The following is a 19,541-nucleotide window of genomic DNA, read 5'->3' on the forward strand; positions in this document are numbered from 1 at the left end:
CGAACCGTCCGGAATCTTCAATGGCCAGCCCCACGCCAGTCACGCCCCTGCGCCTGGCGAACATCACCACCGCCTTCGACACCCGCTGATGGCACAGATCCCCTCTCCCGCCGCCGCGCGCTTCGCCGAAGGCAATCCCGGCGCCGTGCTGCAGGCCGCATGCGATGCGTTGTCCGCAGGCCGCGCGCCGGTGCTCGCGCTCGTCGTCGACACCGAAGGCTCGACCTATGCATCGCCCGGCGCGCTCGCGCTGTTCGGCGATGGCGCGCATATCGGGTGGATCAGTGGCGGCTGTCTGGAGCCGGAGATCGAACGCGTCGCCTCGATTGCCGGCGATACCGGTCGCATCGAATGGCTGGAGATCGACACCACCGATGACGCCGCCCTGTTCTCAGGCAGCGCGGTGGGTTGCCGCGGTCGGCAGGTGCTCGCGCTGCTGCCGATGGCCGCGTTGCATGACGTAGCGGAGGCGATCTCGGCCTGGCTCGCGGGCGGCCAGGCGCTGAAGATCACCCTCGCGCGCGACGGCCGCCTCGCCGTCCGTCTGGACGGTCGTGCGTGGTCGTGGACGCTGCCGGTCGGCGAGGCACCGCCCGGGGCTTCGAAGGAGTGGACGCTGACCCTGCATCGCGCGCCCGAGGCGCTGATCCTCGGCGCTGGGCCGGAAACCCCGACCCTGGTGCCGTTGCTGCGATCGCTGGGCTGGCGCGTGACGCTCGCCGAGCGTCGTGCGCGTTGGCGCGATGCAGCCGCGCTGGGCGCCGACCTGCAGGACCTGCACCCGGGGGACGCGGTGGCCGCCCATCCCCATGCCGATGTCGCGCTGGTCATGCACCACGGCTTCGAGTCCGACCGCGACGCACTGGCAGCGCTGGCCGGTTCGCGGATTCCCTTCATCGGCCTGCTCGGCCCCGAGCGCCGCCGCGACGACCTGTTCAAGCTGCTGCGCGCGTCCGAGCGTGACGCCCTGTCGGACCGCCTGCATTCTCCGGTCGGCATTCCGCAATGCGGGCGTGGCCCAGAAGCCATCGCATTGAGCATCGCCACCCAACTGCAGCAGTGGCGCGGCACCCGCCACCGGTGAAATGCGTCTGTGTGTAGGCGCGCGCTTGCGCGCGATGCCGTTGTCACTACTCGCAGATTCGCGCGCAAGCGCGCTCCTACAAAACAGCACCCGCATTCATTGACTGCACCACAACATGCGCGCCCGCATGATTTATCGGCGCCTGTCCGCGTACACCCGCCCACATCCAGCCAGCCCATCGAGCCAGCCAGAGGAATGTCCATGTCTCCCCTCACCCGCCGGGAACTGTTGAAGGCCGGCGCCGCGTCGGCCGGCGCAGTCGCCATGCCCGCCGTCGCGCAAGCCGCCAACGCCGCGACCACGCCCACGCCATTGCGCCCGCCTGTCCGCCAGCGCCTCTCCATCGAGGTCAACGGCGAGCGCATCGAGCGCGATGTCGACACGCGCACCACGCTGCTCGATTTCCTGCGCGAGGAACTGCACCTCACCGGCACCAAGAAGGGCTGCGATCACGGCCAGTGCGGCGCCTGTACGGCGATCGTCGATGGCCGTCGCATCAACACTTGTCTGAGCCTGGCGGTGATGAATACCGGTGCGAAGGTCACGACCATCGAGGGCCTCGGCACGCCCGACAAGCTGCATCCGATGCAGGCGGCGTTCGTCAAGCACGACGGCTTCCAGTGCGGCTACTGCACGCCGGGTCAGATCTGCTCGGCGGTTGCAGTGCTGGGTGAGATCCGCGACGGCATTCCGAGCCACGTCACCGCCGATCTCACCGCCCGCCCTGCGGTCAGCGGCGACGAGATCCGCGAGCGCATGAGCGGCAACCTGTGCCGCTGCGGCGCCTACGCCAACATCCTCGATGCGATCGAAGACGTGGCCGGCACGTCGGGAGCACGCGCATGAAGGCCTTCGAATTCGAACGCGCGGAATCGCCCGCTGCAGCCGCCGCAGCCGCGGCGCGCAATCCCGGCGCGAAGTTCATCGCCGGTGGCACCAACCTGCTCGACCTGATGAAGCTGGAGATCGAAACGCCAACGCATCTGGTCGACGTCAACGGGCTGTCGCTCGACACGATCGAAGAAAGCGACGAGGGCGGCCTGCGGATCGGCGCACTCGTGCGCAATACCGACCTCGCCGCCGACCGCCGGGTGCGCAAGGATTACCCGCTGCTGTCGCGCGCCCTGCTCGCCGGCGCCTCCGGCCAGTTGCGCAACCGGGCGACGACGGCCGGCAACCTGCTGCAACGCACGCGCTGTCCCTATTTCTACGACACCGACCAGGCCTGCAACAAACGCCTGCCGGGCAGCGGCTGCGGCGCGATTGAAGGCTACAGCCGGCAGCTCGCGGTCATCGGCGGCAGCGCCGATTGCATCGCCACCCACCCCGGCGACATGGCGGTCGCCATGCGCGCCCTCGATGCCGTGGTCGAAACCGTCAAGCCCGACGGCCAGACGCGTCGCATCGCACTCGATGATTTCTATCTCGCGCCCGGCAACACGCCGCAGCGCGAGACGGTGCTCGAAGCCGGCGAACTGATCACCGCGGTCGTACTTCCGCCGCCAGTGGGTGGCCGCCAGATCTATCGCAAGGTCCGCGATCGCGCCTCCTATGCGTTCGCATTGGTGTCGGTCGCCGCCATCGTCCAGCGCGACGGCAGCGGACGCGTCGTCGTCGGCGGTGTCGCCCACAAGCCCTGGCACAGCGATGCCGCCGATGCCGAGCTGCCGCGGGGTGCCAAGGCGGTCGCGGCGCGTCTGTTCGAAGGCGCCGCGCCGACGGAAGACAGCATGTTCAAGCTGATGCTCGCCGAGCGCACGATCGCTGCGGCCCTGGCCGAAGCACAGGAGGCCACGTCATGAAGTTCGACACGCCCGCAGGCCAGAACCCGATCGATGCGATGCGCGTCGTCGGCCAGCCGCTCGACCGCATCGACGGTCCGCACAAGGTCACCGGCACCGCGCATTACGCCTACGAATGGCACGACGTCACCGAACGCGCCGCCTACGGCCACGTCATCGGCGCCGGCATCGCGAAGGGCCGCATCGCCTCGATCGATACCAGCGCCGCGGAACGCGCGCCGGGCGTCCTCGCGGTCGTCACCGCGCAGAACGCCGGCAAGCTGGGCCAGGGCCGCATGAACACCGCGAAGCTGCTCGGTGGTCCCGAGATCCAGCACTACCACCAGGCCATCGCGCTGGTCGTCGCCGACACCTTCGAGCAGGCCCGCGCTGCAGCATCGCTGGTGCGCGTGGCGTACACCCGCAGCCGTGGGCGCTTCTCGCTGGAAACCGAAAAAGACAACGCGGTGAAGCCGCAAGGCGGCGACACCCCGGCCGATACCGCCGTCGGCGATTTCGATGCCGCGTTCGCATCCGCCGAAGTCACGCTCGACGAGACCTATTCCACGCCCGACCAGTCGCACGCGATGATGGAGCCGATGGCCTCGCTCGCCGAATGGGATGGCGACAAGGTCACGATCTGGACCTCGAACCAGATGATCGCCTGGGGCAAGGGCGACGTCGCCCGTACCCTCGGCATCACGCCGGACAAGGTGCGCCTGGTGTCGCCGTACATCGGCGGCGGGTTCGGCGGCAAGCTCTTCGTGCGCGCCGATGCCGTGCTCGCCGCGCTCGGAGCGAAGGCCGCCAAACGCGCGGTCAAGGTCGCCCTGCAGCGCCCGCTGATCGCCAACAACACGACGCACCGCCCTGCCACGCTGCAACGCATCCGCATCGGCGCGAACAAGGACGGTCGGATCACCGCGATGGGTCACGAGAGCTGGTCCGGTGATCTGGAAGGCGGCGGCCCCGAAGTCGCCGTGCAGCAGACGCGTCTGCTCTACGCCGGCGAACACCGCATGAGCAAGATGCGCCTCGCCACGCTCGACCTGCCCGAGGGCAATGCCATGCGCGCGCCCGGTGAGACGCCCGGCATGATGGCGCTGGAAATCGCGATGGACGAGATGGCCGAGAAGCTCGGCATGGATCCGGTCGAGTTCCGCATCCGCAACGACACTCAGGTCGATCCCGAAAAGCCGGAACGTCCGTTCTCGCAGCGACAGCTCGTCGAGTGCCTGCGCCAGGGCGCCGAGAAGTTCGGCTGGGCGTCGCGCCAAGCCAATGGCAGCGTGCGTGACGGCCGCTGGCTCGTCGGCATGGGCATGGCGGCCGGCTTCCGCGGCGCGCCGGTGATGAAGTCCGGTGCGCGCGTACGACTTGATGGCGACGGCCGCGTCACCGTCGAAACCGACATGACCGACATCGGCACCGGCAGCTACACGATCATCGCGCAGACAGCGGCCGAGACGCTGGGCCTGCCGATCGAAGCGATCGAGGTGAAGCTCGGCGATTCCGATTTCCCTGCATCTGCCGGCTCCGGTGGCCAGTGGGGCGCGAACAGCGCGACCGCCGGCGTCTACGCCGCCTGCATGAAGCTGCGCGAGGTGGTCGCGACCAAGCTCGAGTTCGATCCCGCGACGGCCGAATTCGCCGACGGCAAGGTGAGCGCCGGCGGCAAGTCGGTCGCGCTCGCAGACGCCGCGGGCGATGGGCAGCTGGTGGTCGAAGACGCGATCGAGTTCGGCGATCTTGACAAGCAGAAGGTGCTCGGCACGTTCGCTGCGCATTTCGCCGAAGTCGGCGTCGACATGCACACCGGCGAAACCCGCGTGCGTCGCATGCTCTCTGTGGCCGCGGCCGGCCGCATCCTTAATCCGAAGCAGGCGCGCAGCCAGATGATCGGTGCGATGACGATGGGCGTCGGCGGCGCACTCAGCGAGGAACTGGCGGTCGATACGACCATGGGCTTCTTCGTCAACCACGACCTCGCCGGCTACGAAGTGCCGGTGCATGCGGATATCCCGCTGCAGGAGGTCGTGTTCCTGGACGAGGCAGACGCCGACAGCTCCCCGATGAAGGCCAAGGGTGTAGGTGAGCTGGGCCTGTGCGGCGTGCCGGCGGCGATCGCCAATGCGATCCACAACGCCACCGGCGTGCGGGTACGCGAGTATCCGATCACGCTGGAAAAGGTGATTGGCGGTCTGCCGGACATCGCGTGATCTGAGCCCTTTCTCGAAGCCCCTCTTCCCCTTGGGAGAGGGGTTGAGGTGACGCCGGAAGTCGCGGGGGCACCGATCTATTTTCGGAATTGCGCCTACCGAAACGGTGCTCGCATGACCGGTGCATGCGCTTCCATCAGTTCGACCATCCAGTCGATGAACACCCGCAGCTTGGCACTCACGTGCCGGTTCGGTGGGAACGCGATATGCATCGGCATCGGATCGAGCGTCCAGTCCTCGAACAGCGTCACCAGCTCGCCGCTCGCGACATGCGGCTTGGCCATGTAGGCCGGCAGCCACAGCACGCCCATGCCCGCGAGCCCGGCAGCGAGGTAGGCATTGCCGTCATCCAGCGCCACCACGTAGCGCCCCTGCGCCTGCACGCGCTCATCGCCTCGATGCATCGCATACGGCAAGGGCTTGCCGGTGCGGGCCCACAGGAAACCGACGATGCGGTGGGCGGTATCGTCCAGTTCGCGCGGGTGCACCGGCGTGCCCATGCGCTGCAGATACCGAGGCGATGCATACACGCCCAATTGCAGGTCGCCGACATGCCGCGCGATCAGCGACTGGTCGGTGATAGAGCCCCCGCGCACCACGCAGTCCACGTTCTCGCCGATCAGATCCACGCGCCGGTCGCTGACGCCCAGATCCAGCTGGATGTCGGGATAGCGCGCGTGGAAGTCCGGCAGTGCCGGCACCAGGATCATCCGCGCGAACGGGCTGGGCACATCCACGCGCAGCCGGCCACGCGGCGCGGCCGACGCGCTCGACAGGCTGGTCTCGGCATCGTCCATGTCGGCCAGCAGGCGTACCACGCGCTCGTAGTACGCCGCGCCGTCGGCGGTCACGTTGACCTGCCGCGTCGTGCGGTTGAGCAGCCTCACCCGCAGCCGCGCCTCGAGCTGCTGCACCAACTGCGTCACCGTGGTCCGGCTCATGTGCAGTGTCTCGGCCGCCTTGGTGAGCTGCCCGCCTCCACCACGCGCGCGAACGCCTGCATCGCATCGAAACGGTCCATCGGCGGTCCAATTGCGAAAGATTGTTTGGATTCTACGAACAGTGCTGGACAGCGCTGCATGTTTATCGCGTGGGGGCGTGTCCCCAGACTGGAACCATCACAGACATCCGGGGCTGCTCGCCCCACTGGAGAGTTTCATGGTCACACGTGACGTCGTCTTCCCCGCCGGTCGCCATGCGCTGTACGAGAAGCACCGCTACTCGCCTGCCGTCCGCTCGAATGGCTTGCTGTTTGTCTCCGGGCAGGTCGGCAGCCGCGAGGATGGCTCGCCCGAGCCGGACTTCGACCAGCAGGTGCGCCGCGCGTTCGACAACCTCAACGCCGTGCTGGCCGCAGCAGGCGCCACGTTCGACGACGTGGTCGACGTGACGTTCTTCATCGTCGACCCGGCGCACCGCTTCGAACGCGCATGGAACATCGTGCCCGAGTACTGGGGCGAGGCGCCGTTTCCGACCGCGACGGTGGTTGGCGTGACGTGGCTGGCCGGCTTCGATTTCGAGATCAAGGTGGTGGCGAAGCTGCCGGAACGTACTGCTGGGTGACCGGCGTGGTAGGCCGGGCGCAGAACTCGGGCGGACATTGCACCTGCCTTGCCGTCATCCCCGAGCCGGAAGTGCTTCGCGACAGCGGGTGCCGCTGGTCATCCAGCGACTGCGCTTGCAGATGCAAAAATCGCCTTGATGATTCTGCTCGTCGATTGATGCGTGCAGAGGCACTGGAGCCCGGCCTTCGCCGGGATGACGCGCAAGCATGGCGTGCCTTCCTGTTGCGCATCGAAGTCTGCAAAACAAAGGGCCCTTTCGGGCCCTTTGTCATTCACAGCATGACGAACGCACTCAACCCGCGGGCGGCGTCGCTCCCGACGGAGCCGGCGCTGCCGCAGGTGCGGGCGCAGTCTCGGTCGTCGCCGGCGTGGCCGGTGCCGCAGGCGCGCCCGGTGCGCCACCCGTCGGCGTGATGCGCCAGATGGTGTTGGCCAGATCATCCGCCACCAGCAACGCGCCGCGCGGATCAACCGTCACGCCGACCGGGCGACCACGTGCCTTGCCGTCTTCGCCGAGGAAGCCTGTCGCGAAGTCGATCGCTTCACCCGACGGCTTGCCGTCGCGGAACGGCACAAACGAGACCTTGTAGCCCACCGGAGGATTGCGGTTCCAGCTGCCGTGCTGGCCGACGAACACGCCGTTGGCGAACTGCGCGCCCATCGCAGGCGTCGAGAACGCGACGCCCAGCGCGGCGACGTGCGAGCCCAGCGCAAAGTCCGGCGTGATCGCCGAGGCAACCTTCTCCGGCTTCTGCGGACGCACGCGTTCATCGACATTCTGACCCCAGTAGCTGTAAGGCCAGCCGTAGAAGCCGCCCGGTCGCACGCTGGTCAGATAGTCGGGCACCAGCTCGTCGCCGATCTCGTCACGTTCGTTGACCACCGCCCATAACTGGTCCATGCCCGGCTGCATCGCCAGCGCGGTCGGATTGCGCAGACCGGTTGCAAAAACGCGGTGGAAACCCGTCTGGGCGTCCACCTGCCAGACCATTGCGCGGCTCTCTTCGACCGCCAGGCCACGCTCGGTGATGTTGCTGTCCGAGCCGATGCCGACGAAGAGATAGCGGCCGTCGGCACTGATCGTCAGCGCCTTGGTCCAGTGGTGATTGATCGCCGCCGGCAGCTTGGTGATCTCCTGCGGCGCGGCGCCCGCGTTGACTGCACCTTCGGTGTAGGCAAAGCGCAACAGCGCGTCTTGGGTGGCGACATAGATCGAATCGTTGCCGAAGGCCAGGCCATAGGGCGCGTCGAGATTATCGGCGAACACCGAACGGTTCTCGTACGTGCCATCGCCGTCGGTGTCGCGCAGCAGCGTCAGACGATTGCCGCTCTCGACCTGGGTATTGCCGCGCGACTTGATGAAGCCGGCGATGATGTCTTTCGGCGTGAGCTTCGGCGCGCGGCCGCCGCGGCCTTCGGCCACCAGAATGTCGCCATTGGGCAGCACCAGCATCTGACGCGGGATCAGCAGGTTGTCGGCGATCGGCGCGATCTCGTAGCCCTCCGGCACCGTCGGCAGTTCGTCACCCCACTCGGCTGGCAGCGAGATCTTCAATGTCGGAAACAGGCCGCGCTGCGGCTTGGGCAGATCCGGCGACGGTCCGACATAGGTTTCGTCCGGCGTACCGCCACATGCGACCAGGGCAAGCGCCAGCGCGGGCACCAGGGCGCGCGTCAGCAGCGCGGACTTCGTGCGCTTCGAATGCAGACGGTTCATGGCAGCACCTCCGGGCGACGCAAGGTGCCGCCAAGCGCGAACCACAGACTCGCCCCGATCGACACGACGCACAGCACCGACCACACCAGCGCCTGCGGCATCTTCTGCCAGGCATCCATGGCGTGGACCAGCGAATTGAGGAAGCCGAGCAGACAGGTCAGGGCCAGCAGTCCCACGTAGATGAAACGGGTGCGCGTACGCGCCGTTGGCGTGAGCAGCGACACCAGCGCCCAAACCAGCGCGATCACGGCGAACACCAGCGCTCCGACCAGCAGCCAGGACGCGAAGTTGGTCCACTGGATCTCATACGACCGCGCGTATGCGATATCGGCGATCAGCGCGCCCAGAAACAGCGGGAATGCACTGCCGGCGAGCAACAGGTGCAACGGGTGCAGCGGCCGGTACGGCTGCGTCACGATTACGGGGTGGGTATCCATCGGAAGTCTCGTTGTAGGCAAGGGACCAGGCGCGCCGATCGACGGCGTGGTGCACCCGCAACCCTCGTGCATCGGAGCGCAAGGCGTAGTGAATGCGCCGCGTCGAGATGCCCCCGGGCGTTGAATTGCGTCCTGAGAACGCGTGCCCCATTCGCGGGCTGGCGCGCGGAATCAGAAGTCCTTCCGGCAGCGGGCGTTGCGCGATTCGGGTTGGAGACTCGCGACAACCCACCATTCCAGGATGCCCCTCCCATCACCGGGCGATCTGCCTTCTTGCAGCCCTGCGCTGCGCCGAAACCAAGAGCCGCCCTCATTCCGACCCTTCTTCCAGGGGGAGAAGGGCTGGAAGCGGCCTGCTGCCCTCGGCTTGTTCGACAATCCAGAGAAGCCGGTGCATGGATTTCAGGCCTGGCGTCGAGAGCCCCTCTCCCGCTGGGAGAGGGGTTGGGTGAGGGTCGCCCTCGCGGCAATCCTCAACCCGGGCGCAGCCCCTCAAGCGCCCTCAGATCGCCTGCCCGCCCGACACTTCGATCCGCTGCGCATTGACCCAGCGATTCGCATCTCCGAGCAGCGAGGCGATCATCGGCCCGATGTCGTCCGCCACGCCGACGCGGCCCAATGCAGTGATGCCCGCCAGGTGCGCATTGATCTGCGGGTTGTCGCGCACGGCGCCGCCGCCGAAGTCGGTCTCGATCGCACCCGGCGCCACCGTGTTCACCGCGATGCCGCGCGCACCGAATTCCTTGGCCATGTAGACACTCAGCGTTTCCACCGCCGCCTTGGTCGCCGCGTATGCCGCATAGCCGGGATAGGCGAAGCGCGTGAGCCCGGTCGAGATGTTGACGATGCGTCCGCCGTCGTTGATCAGCGGCAGCAACGCCTGGGTCAGGAAGAACACACCCTTGAAGTGCACGTCCACCAGCCGGTCGAACTGCGCAGGCGTGGTGTCGGCGATCGGCGCGGTGTCGCCATGGCCGGCGTTGTTGATCAGATGGTCGAAGGCCTCGCGCTGCCAGCGCTCGCGCAACGCAGTACGCAGGTGTTCGACGAACCCCGGAAACGCGTGCACGTCGCCGGTATCGAGCTGCAGCGCTACTGCCATGCGGCCCAGCGCTTCGATCTCGGCGACGACGCCCTGCGCCTCGTCGGCCTTGCTGCGGTAGGTCATCACCACATCGCCGCCGCCCCGTGCGATGGCAAGGGCGGTATTGCGGCCCAGGCCGCGGCTGGCGCCGGTGACGAGAGAAATTGTGGTCATCGAGAGCTCCTGTAACGGTTGGAAGACGACGCACAGGCTGCGCCCCGCACCGCCTGGGGCGTTGCCGGAACCTCCGCAACCCTTGCCCATTCCTGCCGCACCTCGACCGCCCCGCCCGCGCGAACGCTACGATCCCCGCATGTCCTCGTTGCTCGAAGCTGTCCGCCGCCACGCCGATGCCCATGCAGGCGCCGCTGGCCTGGCCCCCTCGCCGATTCCCGGGCTGATGGCCGTGCGCGCGCTTGCGCCCAGCGAGCTCATGCACGACGTGCAGCGCCCGCTGCTGTGTCTGGTGCAACAGGGTGGCAAGCGCGTCACCTTCGGCACCCGCGCCTTCGAGTTCGCGGCCGGCCATTCGCTGCTGATCAGCGCCGACATTCCCACCGTCAGCCAGATCACCCGTGCCAGCGCCGCCGCGCCCTACTACTCGCTGGTGCTGGAACTCGACCCGGCCGTCATCACCGATCTCATCGCGCAGATGGGGCCACCGCCCGCAGACGATTCCGGCCCGGTGCGCGTGCATCCCACCGAACCCGAAGTCGCCGACGCCGCACTGCGCCTCGTGCAATTGCTCGAGCAGCCCCACGCCCTGCCCGTGCTGCAGGCCCAGCGCGTCCGCGAGCTGCATTACTGGTTGCTCGCCGGCCGCCACGGACACGCGATTCGCCGTCTGGGCTGGCCCGACGGCCACGTGCAACGCATCGCCCGCGCGGTGAAACTGCTGCGCCGCGACTACACCCGGCGACTGCCCGTCGAAGCGCTCGCCACCGAAGCCGGCATGAGCGCCTCGTCCTTCCATCGTCATTTCAAGGCGATCACCTCGCTGTCGCCGCTGCAGTTCCAGAAGCGCCTGCGCCTGATCGAAGCGCGCCGACTGATGCAGTCGCAAAGCATGCCTGCGAGCAGCGCCGCCTACGCGGTGGGCTACGAGAGCGTGCCCCAGTTCACCCGCGAATACGGACGCATGTTCGGCCGCCCGCCTGTGACGGATGCGCGCGCTGCCCCCGGCTGACGACAGGCCGCGCACGCACCACTCACCAACCCGAACCTGCGTCGTGGCCGCCTGCTTCACCGCGCCTTGCGTATAGCTGGACGCTCTTTCGAACGGATGCGCCCGCATGGCCGACCCCTCGCCCGTCATCGCTCTGCCCGACGACATCGCAACCGCGATCTCCGACACCTGTGTCGAAAAAGCCACGCTTCCTGCGGGCAGGATGATCGGCCTTGGCCTGCTGGCAGGTTCCTACATCGGCTTCGGCAGCCTCGTCGCTGTATTGATCGGCGCAGGCGCCAGCGACCTGCCCTTTGGTCTGACCCAGATCGCCGCCGGCATCGGCTTCGCGCTCGGCCTGATCCTCGTCCTGTTGGCCGGCGCCGAGCTGTTCACCGGCAATACGCTGATGACCCTGCCGCTGGCGCAACAACGCATCGGCCCTGGCCAACTGCTGCGCGCATGGAGCCTGGTCTGGCTCGCCAACCTCGTCGGCGCCCTGCTGCTCGCGCTGCTCGCCATCGGCGCCGGTCTGCATCTCGCAGGCGACGGCGCTTTCGCCACATCCGCGATCGAACTCGCGGCAGAGAAGACGTCCAAGTCCGCCGGCAGCATCGTCGCCAGCGGCGCCCTCGCCAACATGCTGGTGTGCCTGGCCGTGTGGATGGCCGCCGGGGCGAAGTCCGCTGTCGACAAGGTCGCGGTGATCGTGCCGCCCGTCGCGGCGTTCGTCGCACTGGGCCTGGAGCACTCGATCGCGAACATGTCGCTGTTGCCGCTGGGCCTTCTGGTGCAGGCGACGACGGACGCAGCGATGCCGGCCGGACTGTCATGGGGGGCTGCAGGCGCCAATCTGCTGTGGTCGACGCTCGGCAACATCGTGGGAGGCGGCGTGATCGGGCTGGGGTATTGGGCCTTGTATCTGCGCGGCAAGTAATCGCTGACCGTCCGCCTACGGGCAATCGAGCTGCCCGCAATCGGGGCTTCGCTCAGCATGCAGCGGCATCGCGCTGACCGGGCTGTGGCCGCAGGCGCGTGCCCACCCAATCCCGCCCGATCGGCGCGTCTGGTCACCACCCGCTAACAGCGTAGCCACGCCCTTTGATGACGGCGGCGTCGCGCCGGCGCGTGCGCATGCACACATGACCGGGCCCCATTCGGCCGCCCGCCCGCATTTCGATTTCATCTGCAATCAACTCCGCGCTGGAGGACGAACGCACATCCCATTTCCGTCACTTTGTGACGGTCTGATGTTTTTTTTGTTGCCTGTCGAGTTAATAGCTGTTAACGATTGCTGCGGCGCAGCAAAGCTGCCCCGTCCACAAGTCGCAACAGGAAGTCCATTACCGACCCCACCAACACTCCAGGGATGCAGCATGCAGATCAATCAGGCACCACGTTCGCGATTCACGCAGGCGCCGTTGGCGTCGGCCGTTCGACTGGCGCTCGCCAGCGCAATCTTGATCAGCAGCAGTGCGGCTCTCGCCCAGACGGGCGCGCAGGAAGACCCCCCGGAGATCGAAGGCGCCGCCACGCTGGAGACGGTATCGGTGCTCGGCAGCCGCAGCCAGCCACGCTCGGTGTCGTCCTCGGCCGTGCCTATCGACATCTTCAGCAGCGAGGAATTCCGCAATCAGGGCGCGACCGATGCGCTCGACCAGCTGCGCGTGCTGGTGCCCTCGTTCAACGTCAGCACCATTCCCATCGACGATGCCGCCAGCCTGGTACGGCCCGCCAACCTGCGCGGCCTGCCGCCCGACAACACCCTGCTGCTGGTCAACGGCAAGCGCTTCCACCGCTCGGCGGTCATCACCTTCCTCGGCCACGGCCTGTCCGACGGCGCGCAGGGGCCGGACCTCTCGGTCTTCCCCTCGCTGGCGCTGGAGCAGGTGGAAGTGCTGCGCGACGGCGCGGCCGCGCAATACGGCTCCGATGCCATCGCCGGCGTCATCAACTTCGGCCTGAAGAAACTGCGCGAAGGCGGCACCGTCGAAGCCTTCGCCGGCCAGTTCTACGAAGGCGACGGTTTCACCACCACCTACAGCGCGCAGATCGGCCTGCCGTTGACCGAGCGCGGTTTTGCCACGCTGACCGCCGAATGGCGCCAGGCCGATGCGACCTCACGCAGCGTGCAGCGCGACGACGCCGCCGCGGCCGACGCCGCCGGCTATCCGGGCATCGCCAATCCCTCGCAGATCTGGGGCTCGCCGGAGATCAAGGACGACATCAAGTTCGTCGCCAACCTGGGCCTGGAAACCGACGCGCTGGAGTTCTACCTGTTCGGCAACTACGCCAAGCGCAGCATCGACGGCGGCTTCTACTACCGCGATGCGACCTCGCGCTCGGGCGTGTATTCCAACGATGGCGGCGAGACCCTGCTGGTGGGTGATCTCACCGGCGCCGGCGGCTGCCCCACCATCGCGCTGCGCGATGGCGCGGGCAACCTGCTGCCCTACAGCGTGGTCGGCGCGGCGGCGTCATCGATGCCCGCCAACTGCTTCAGCTTCCTGTCGATATTCCCCGGCGGCTTCACCCCGCGCTTTGGCGGCAAGCTGGAAGACAGCTCGGTGGTCGCGGGTGTCAAAGGCCTGTTCGGCGATGCCTGGCACTGGGATGCCAGTGTGACCTACGGCCGCAACGAGATCGACTTCCAGATCTACAACACCGTCAACGCCTCGCTCGGCCCGGACCAGCCGGCCGGTTTCCGCTTCAGCCCCGGCGGCAATGTGCAGACCGATTCCGGCGTCAACTTCGATGTCGGCCGCGATTTCGAAACCACGTTCACCGCGCAGCGGCTGCGCTTCTCGGCTGGCGCCGAGTGGCGCAAGGAAAGCTTCGAAATCATCGCAGGCGATGCCGCCTCGACCGGCATCGGGCCGCTCACGACCCAGGGCTTCGCGCTGGGCTCCAACGGCTTCAACGGGTTCAGCCCGCGCACCGCCGGCAAATTCGAACGCGAGAACTACGCCGTTTACGTCGACACAGAAGCCCAGTTCACCGAGCAACTGCTGCTGGCCGCTGCGGTGCGCTACGAAGACTTCCAGGATTTCGGCAACACCACCACCGGCAAGCTGACCGGCCGCTTCGACTTCACCGACAGCTTTGCGATCCGCGGCGCGGTCAATACCGGCTTCCGCGCCCCCACGCCCGGCCAGGCCAACATCAGCCAGATCACCACCGCCTTCGCCGGCACCGGCCTGACCGACATCGCTACCCTGCCGCCGACCAACCCCATCGCCGCGATCAAGGGCGCGCAGCCGCTGACGCCCGAAGAGTCGACCAACTTCTCGCTGGGCGCGGTGTGGAACAGCGGCAACTGGCTGGTCACCGCCGACGCCTACCGCATCGAAGTGGAAGACCGCATCGCCCTGAGTTCCAGCTTCGACCTCACCGACGCCGAACGCGCCCAGCTGGTCGCCTCCGGCAATCCGGAGGCCGCGTCGCTGACCTCCGTCACCTACTTCGGCAACGCCTTCGACACCACCACCACCGGCGTGGACCTGGTGACCAGCTTTGAAAGCGACCACTTCGGCGGCACCACCACGTATTCGCTGGCCGGCAACTGGAACCGCACCGAGGTCGACCGCTTCAACCCGGACTTCGTCGACGAGGCCCGCGTGTACAAGCTGGAAGAATCGCTGCCGCGCACCAAGGGCTATTTCAGCGTCAACCATCAGCGCGACGTCTTCCACGCCAATCTGCGTCTGAGCTACTACAGCTCGTGGTATGAGGACCACTTGGACAGCGCCGTGATCTCGATCGAAGACGGCGGCCTGCCGATCTACGACGACAGCGCAGTGATCGTCGATGCCGAGATCGGCTGGACTTTCGACTCCGGCCTCTACGTCAACCTAGGCGCGCAGAACCTGTTCGACAAGGTGCCCGACGACAACCCCTGGGGCGGCATCGCCGGCGCCCAGTACCCGGTGCATTCGCCGTACGGCTTCAACGGCGGGTTCTATTACGCGCGGGTGGGTTGGAAGTTCTAGCCGACAGCTGCATGCTGCAATGACGCATCGCTTCCACAATTTCCTGGGTGGATAGAGACTCAAAATGCCCGCAGCTGATGCTGCGGGCATTTCCAGTTCCGAGCTCAGCTTCGGTTGGATGCAATGGCAGTGCCCGCGTGCGCCTGCGGAAACACCCGCCTGACGCAGGCCTTCAACGAGCCTCATCGGCAAGCCAATCTCCATGGAGTTCCCTGCTCCTTGGACATCGGGAAGCCACGTGTAGACATACGTCAAGCCGTGATCCGCAGCCGAGACAACTCGCGTGAAGCACCCAGCCACGACTGGCAACTTGTCCCGCCAGCGACGGATGGCTCGGCACGAATCGCCCTGATTACGCGTCACTGAAATCAAAGGGTCGTACGACAAGCGCGCTGAAGGCGGGTATCGAACGATCCCAATCGATCAGAAAACGCGCCTTATATTTCTGGCCCTGTGCTGGAGATTTCTGGAGGCGCGATTGCTGGCGCCACCCGCGAAAGCCCCCTACTTCCCCACCATCTTCCGCAACCGCGGCGTCGCCATCGGAATCGTCAGCATCGTGCTCATCACCGCCATCAGCAGCAGCCCGGTGAACGTGGCGCTGGAGATGATGGCTTTGTCGAGCAGGATGTTGGCGAAGATGATCATGATCAGCGCCTTGGTCTGCAGCAGCCAGCCGATCAGCGAAGCTTCGCCGGGCTGCCATTTCAGGATGCGGCCGGCCATGTGCACGCCGGCCAGCTTGCCGGCCACCGAGGCCACCAGCAGCACGATGGCGGCGATGAAGACGGTGGCGCCGCCCACGTTCCATTCGGTGCGCAGGCCAGTGCTGAGGAAGAACACCGGCATCATCACCAGCAGCACGTTGTGGCGCAGGCGGTCCATGTCGTCCTGGTCGAACCAGTCCGCATCGATGACCACGCCGGCCAGGAACGCGCCCACCATGAAATGCAGGCCCGACCAGTCCGCGCCGAACGCGCAGACCGCCAGCCAGATCAGCATCACGTACCAGCGGTCGCGCTCCGGAATGGCGCGCATCAGGCGCCGGAACAGTACGCAGGCGACCGCGAACGCCAGCAGGAAGCCCACCTGACGACCGATGCGCTCCCAGTCCACCAGGACCAGGGCAAGCACACCCCAGATGGCGATGTCGTCGAGGCTGGCGTAACGCAGGATGCGCTGGCCGATCGGCTGGCGCAGGATGTCGAGCTTCTCCATCAGCAGGATCAGGATGGGCAACGCGGTCACCGCGCAGGCCATGCCCACGCCGACGATGAACTGCCAGTTGGCGCCCTCGGCGCCGATCCAGCCGGGAAAGCGCAGCATGCCGACCGCCGCCAGTGCGCCGAACACCAGCGGCACCCCAAGCGCGAGGCCCGCGGTAATGCCGCTCTCGCGGCGGTTGGTCCAGGCCTTGCTCAGGTCCAGCTCGATACCGGCGATCAGCACGAACAGCATCACCGCCCACGCGCCCAGGCCGTTGAGGATGGTCACCACGTCCGGAGTGAACACGAACGCGTAATAGCCTGGAAACGCCGCGCCGAGGATGCCCGGCCCCAGCAGGATGCCGGTGATGATCTGCACCACGACCAGCGGCGCGACGTAGTCGGTGCGGCCCAGCCGCCAGATCAGGAACGGCACGCAGAAAATGATCGCCATCGCGATCAGGAACACTTCCATGGTGGTGACGGCATGCATTGGTGGATCGTCCTGGGCCTGGCCGCGATCTGCGGACGGCGAAGTATGGGGAGCCAGGTGGATCGCCGCCAAGTGGGTATCGCAGCTGATGACAGTGCAGGTCTCAAGCGGTCCATGGCTGGTGACGTGCTGCGCGCCGCCGCGGGCTCTGAGAGACGTGGCCACGACGGGTGTCCTGGTGCTGGCCCGTCGCACGGACCCGACAATCACAAGCGGGCGTTCGCCAGAGGCGCGGACGCCTCACTCACTGGTTCGATCGCAAGCGCATTGTTTGCCAAGACCTTCCGCGGCCTGCCGCGTCGCGCCTGCGCGCGACACCGACTTCGCTGAGGGAAGAGCAACGCTGCTGTTGACAGCCAGTTCGGCGCTGAGACGAAGCGGGTGCCGCCGCTGCGGGCGGCCGTTCGAAGGCGTGGCGCTCGGCTTACTTGGGCGGCGATCCGTTTGGGGCGCGGTTTTTCAGCCCTGCTTATAGACAGACCGTTGACCGATCGCGCTGCTCTTCTTCGCGGTGGGTCGGCCGAGTCCAGGAATCAGGAAATCCGCAACGCTGCTCCCCCGCTTGGTCTTCTCGGCAAGCCAGCGCGGCATGCGGCCCCGACCCGACCAGGTATTCCGTTTGTTGTCCGGATCGCGGTACTTCGCCGCCACCTTCGCAAGTTTTTTGCGTTTGGCCGGTCTCTTGGCGGCTTCCGCGATCGGTGCGACATCGAAGACTTCCTCGATCTCGTAGCCGTGCGCGGCCGCGGCCTCGATCAAGACCTTGCGGACGACCGCGGGTGACCGGCGGGTCGTCACTATTTGCTTGCGCCGCTCAGCGGCGCTCACAAGCAAATCGAGCTCACGCAGGCTGAGCTTCTCGATATCGATCTTCATACCGTCGAGCCTTGGGCCAGGGGTGGGGTCTGTCAAGCAAATTCGCGGACAGCAGCGCAGTCCGAGATGTTCGCAAAGCGAAGGTGTTCCGACACGATCAGCGTGGAATCTCGCAACTCGTCTACGGCTACCAAAACGGCTGTCGGGCTTGCACCGGGAAATTCTCGTCGAATGGGCGATCGATCGAGCAACAACAAAAGGATCTGCCCAGCCCTCACGACGTCAGAGCCCAGACTGTCGACGGATCGTGCGCCAGGCGAATCGCGTCTCGTACTCGCCCAAATTGTCGTGCGCTGCCTGCTGCCGCAAACGCGTGCGAGCCGGCGTCGAATCCCGGACGTGAAACAGCAACGGCCCGGGATTGCCGGGCCGTTGCTCTGGAACAGGACGCGAGTGCGATCAGGCGAAGGGATCCTGCAGCACCATCGTGTGCGCACGGTCGGGGCCGGTGCTGACGATGCTGATCGGGCAGCCGGCCAGCTCTTCCAGTGCACGCAGATAGGCGCGTGCGGCTGCGGGCAGCTTGTCCCACTCGGTAATGCCGTGGGTGGTCTCTTCCCAGCCCGGGAACTCGAGGTAGACCGGCGTGCACTCGTCCCAGCCGGCGGCGTCGAGCGGCGCGTACTCGGTGCGCTTGCCGCGGTATTCGTAGGCGATGCAGATCTTCAGCGTCTTCATGCGGTCGAGCACGTCGAGCTTGGTGATGCACAGGCCGGAGATGCCGTTGATGGCGACAGCGCGCTTGAGCGCGACGATGTCCATCCAGCCGCAACGACGCGGGCGGCCGGTGGACGCGCCGTATTCCTGGCCGCGGTCGCGGATGCCCTGCCCGATCTCGTCGTCGAGTTCGGTCGGGAACGGGCCACCACCCACGCGCGTCGCATACGCCTTGGCGATGCCGAGCACGTAGTCGATCGCGTCCGCGCCCACGCCCGCACCGGCCAGCGCGCCACCGACGGTGGTGTTGGAGCTGGTGACATAGGGATAGGTGCCGTGGTCGATGTCGAGCAGTGCGCCCTGCGCGCCTTCGAACAACACGCGCTTGCCCTGCTTGCGCAGGTCGTGAAGGATGCCGGCGACATCACTCTTCATCGGCTCGACGTAATCGCCGAACGCCAGCGCTTCGTCGTAGGTTTTCTGGAAGTCGATCGCTTCGCCGCCGAGGTACTTGGTCAGCACGAAGTTGTGATAGTCGAGCGCGGTGCGCAGCAGTTCTTCGAGCTGCTTGGGGTAATGCAGATCGGCGACGCGGATGCCGCGACGCGCGACCTTGTCTTCGTACGCCGGGCCGATGCCGCGGCCGGTGGTGCCGATGGCCTTGCCGCCGGCGGCCTTCTCGCGGGCCTGATCGAGCGCGATGTGGTACGGCATGATCAGCGGCGTGGCCGGGCTGATCTTCAGGCGCGAACGCACTTCGACACCGGCGGCTTCGAGCTCGCCGATTTCCTTGATCAGCGCGGCCGGGCTCAGCACCACGCCGTTGCCGATCAGGCACAGCGCGTCGTCGCGCAGGATGCCGGAGGGAATGAGGTGGAGGACGGTCTTCTTGCCGGCGATCACCAGCGTATGGCCGGCATTGTGGCCGCCCTGGAAGCGCACGACGGCGCCGATGTCCTGCGTGAGCAGATCGACGATCTTGCCCTTGCCCTCATCGCCCCACTGGGCGCCGATTACGACGACTGACTGACCCATCTTGTGACTCCTGATATCGCATTGCGGCCATCGGGGCCGCAGGAAGGGACCGGTCAACCTTGCGCGGGGATTGGCCGCTCCATCGGGGAGACGACCGCCTCGCAGGGCCGGACACGGAAAAAGCCGGCAGTCCCCTCATGCGAGATGGCCCGTCCGGCTTTTCCGCATTATCCGGATAAGGGGGGACGGGGGCCACCTGTTTGTGGGGCGCGTTCATGGGGGATGGAGGGTCGA

Annotated in this window: 14 protein-coding genes and 1 pseudogene; 8 read left to right on the plus strand and 7 right to left on the minus strand. The window is 66.8% G+C overall.

Annotation, left to right across the window (positions count from 1 at the left end):
- The first annotated feature begins 88 nt into the window (after positions 1-88).
- From J2W68_RS08380 to paoC, 4 genes are all read left to right on the plus strand, one after another.
- Positions 89-1,084, plus strand: coding sequence for an XdhC family protein (locus J2W68_RS08380; RefSeq protein ID WP_310234561.1), 996 nt, complete (start codon positions 89-91; stop codon positions 1,082-1,084).
- 195 nt (positions 1,085-1,279) lie between these two features.
- Positions 1,280-1,930, plus strand: a complete 651-nt coding sequence (gene paoA, locus J2W68_RS08385; RefSeq protein WP_430539696.1) for an aldehyde dehydrogenase iron-sulfur subunit PaoA — start codon at positions 1,280-1,282, stop codon at positions 1,928-1,930.
- A complete protein-coding gene (locus J2W68_RS08390; RefSeq protein ID WP_310234566.1) occupies positions 1,927-2,886 on the plus strand; it encodes an FAD binding domain-containing protein in 960 nt (319 codons plus the stop codon). The genes paoA and J2W68_RS08390 overlap by 4 nt, the downstream gene beginning before the upstream one ends.
- The gene (gene paoC / locus J2W68_RS08395; RefSeq protein ID WP_310234569.1) at positions 2,883-5,084 is read left to right on the plus strand and encodes an aldehyde oxidoreductase molybdenum-binding subunit PaoC; all 2,202 of its coding nucleotides are present in this window, start codon (positions 2,883-2,885) and stop codon (positions 5,082-5,084) included. Before J2W68_RS08390 ends, paoC begins: the two co-directional genes overlap by 4 nt.
- A 95-nt stretch (positions 5,085-5,179) precedes the next feature.
- Here paoC and J2W68_RS08400 read toward each other — a convergent pair.
- Positions 5,180-6,105, minus strand: a pseudogene (locus tag J2W68_RS08400) (LysR substrate-binding domain-containing protein).
- Between the two features lie 137 nt (positions 6,106-6,242).
- On the opposite strand from J2W68_RS08400, the gene J2W68_RS08405 reads away from it, so the two are divergent.
- Positions 6,243-6,647 carry a RidA family protein gene (locus J2W68_RS08405; protein WP_310234572.1) on the plus strand — a complete coding sequence of 135 codons (405 nt, stop codon included), beginning with the start codon at positions 6,243-6,245 and terminating at the stop codon, positions 6,645-6,647.
- A gap of 294 nt (positions 6,648-6,941) precedes the next feature.
- On the opposite strand, the gene J2W68_RS08410 is transcribed toward J2W68_RS08405, so the two are convergent.
- From J2W68_RS08410 to J2W68_RS08420, 3 genes are all read right to left on the minus strand, one after another.
- Entirely contained in the window at positions 6,942-8,366 is a 1,425-nt protein-coding gene (locus J2W68_RS08410; protein WP_310234575.1) for a PQQ-dependent sugar dehydrogenase, read from the minus strand.
- Positions 8,363-8,803, minus strand: coding sequence for a DUF2231 domain-containing protein (locus J2W68_RS08415; protein ID WP_310234578.1), 441 nt, complete (start codon positions 8,801-8,803; stop codon positions 8,363-8,365). The genes J2W68_RS08410 and J2W68_RS08415 overlap by 4 nt, the downstream gene beginning before the upstream one ends.
- Before the next feature lie 502 nt (positions 8,804-9,305).
- On the minus strand, positions 9,306-10,061 hold the full coding sequence (locus J2W68_RS08420; protein WP_310234581.1) for an SDR family oxidoreductase: 756 nt from the start codon (positions 10,059-10,061) through the stop codon (positions 9,306-9,308).
- A gap of 139 nt (positions 10,062-10,200) precedes the next feature.
- Here J2W68_RS08420 and J2W68_RS08425 point away from each other — a divergent pair, with 139 nt between their 5' ends.
- The 3 genes from J2W68_RS08425 (at position 10,201) to J2W68_RS08435 (ending at position 15,041) form a co-directional block, all read left to right on the plus strand.
- A complete protein-coding gene (locus J2W68_RS08425; protein WP_310234583.1) occupies positions 10,201-11,073 on the plus strand; it encodes an AraC family transcriptional regulator in 873 nt (290 codons plus the stop codon).
- Positions 11,074-11,179: 106 nt separating this feature from the next.
- Positions 11,180-11,989 (plus strand): formate/nitrite transporter family protein, encoded by an 810-nt coding sequence (locus tag J2W68_RS08430; protein WP_310234587.1) that lies wholly within the window; start codon positions 11,180-11,182, stop codon positions 11,987-11,989.
- Positions 11,990-12,428: 439 nt separating this feature from the next.
- Positions 12,429-15,041 (plus strand): TonB-dependent receptor plug domain-containing protein, encoded by a 2,613-nt coding sequence (locus tag J2W68_RS08435; RefSeq protein WP_310234590.1) that lies wholly within the window; start codon positions 12,429-12,431, stop codon positions 15,039-15,041.
- Between the two features lie 504 nt (positions 15,042-15,545).
- Here J2W68_RS08435 and J2W68_RS08440 read toward each other — a convergent pair.
- From J2W68_RS08440 to J2W68_RS08450, 3 genes are all read right to left on the minus strand, one after another.
- Positions 15,546-16,739 carry a cation:proton antiporter gene (locus J2W68_RS08440; protein ID WP_310234592.1) on the minus strand — a complete coding sequence of 398 codons (1,194 nt, stop codon included), beginning with the start codon at positions 16,737-16,739 and terminating at the stop codon, positions 15,546-15,548.
- Between the two features lie 459 nt (positions 16,740-17,198).
- A complete protein-coding gene (locus tag J2W68_RS08445; protein WP_310234594.1) occupies positions 17,199-17,615 on the minus strand; it encodes an H-NS histone family protein in 417 nt (138 codons plus the stop codon).
- A gap of 399 nt (positions 17,616-18,014) precedes the next feature.
- Positions 18,015-19,307, minus strand: coding sequence for an adenylosuccinate synthase (locus J2W68_RS08450; protein WP_310234597.1), 1,293 nt, complete (start codon positions 19,305-19,307; stop codon positions 18,015-18,017).
- Positions 19,308-19,541: the final 234 nt, after the last annotated feature.

Origin of the sequence: Luteimonas terrae (assembly GCF_031457535.1) — a bacterium.
Classification (GTDB): domain Bacteria; phylum Pseudomonadota; class Gammaproteobacteria; order Xanthomonadales; family Xanthomonadaceae; genus Luteimonas; species Luteimonas terrae_A.

Coding starts and splice junctions, on each gene's coding strand:
- J2W68_RS08430 (WP_310234587.1), top strand. CDS start 11,180: ATGGCCGACCCCTCGCCCGTCATCGCTCTGCCCGACGACATCGCAACC.
- J2W68_RS08405 (WP_310234572.1), top strand. CDS start 6,243: ATGGTCACACGTGACGTCGTCTTCCCCGCCGGTCGCCATGCGCTGTAC.
- paoC (WP_310234569.1), top strand. CDS start 2,883: ATGAAGTTCGACACGCCCGCAGGCCAGAACCCGATCGATGCGATGCGC.
- J2W68_RS08450 (WP_310234597.1), bottom strand. CDS start 19,307: ATGGGTCAGTCAGTCGTCGTAATCGGCGCCCAGTGGGGCGATGAGGGC.
- J2W68_RS08425 (WP_310234583.1), top strand. CDS start 10,201: ATGTCCTCGTTGCTCGAAGCTGTCCGCCGCCACGCCGATGCCCATGCA.
- J2W68_RS08415 (WP_310234578.1), bottom strand. CDS start 8,803: ATGGATACCCACCCCGTAATCGTGACGCAGCCGTACCGGCCGCTGCAC.
- J2W68_RS08390 (WP_310234566.1), top strand. CDS start 1,927: ATGAAGGCCTTCGAATTCGAACGCGCGGAATCGCCCGCTGCAGCCGCC.
- J2W68_RS08435 (WP_310234590.1), top strand. CDS start 12,429: ATGCAGATCAATCAGGCACCACGTTCGCGATTCACGCAGGCGCCGTTG.
- paoA (WP_430539696.1), top strand. CDS start 1,280: ATGTCCATGTCTCCCCTCACCCGCCGGGAACTGTTGAAGGCCGGCGCC.
- J2W68_RS08380 (WP_310234561.1), top strand. CDS start 89: ATGGCACAGATCCCCTCTCCCGCCGCCGCGCGCTTCGCCGAAGGCAAT.
- J2W68_RS08445 (WP_310234594.1), bottom strand. CDS start 17,615: ATGAAGATCGATATCGAGAAGCTCAGCCTGCGTGAGCTCGATTTGCTT.
- J2W68_RS08410 (WP_310234575.1), bottom strand. CDS start 8,366: ATGAACCGTCTGCATTCGAAGCGCACGAAGTCCGCGCTGCTGACGCGC.
- J2W68_RS08420 (WP_310234581.1), bottom strand. CDS start 10,061: ATGACCACAATTTCTCTCGTCACCGGCGCCAGCCGCGGCCTGGGCCGC.
- J2W68_RS08440 (WP_310234592.1), bottom strand. CDS start 16,739: ATGCATGCCGTCACCACCATGGAAGTGTTCCTGATCGCGATGGCGATC.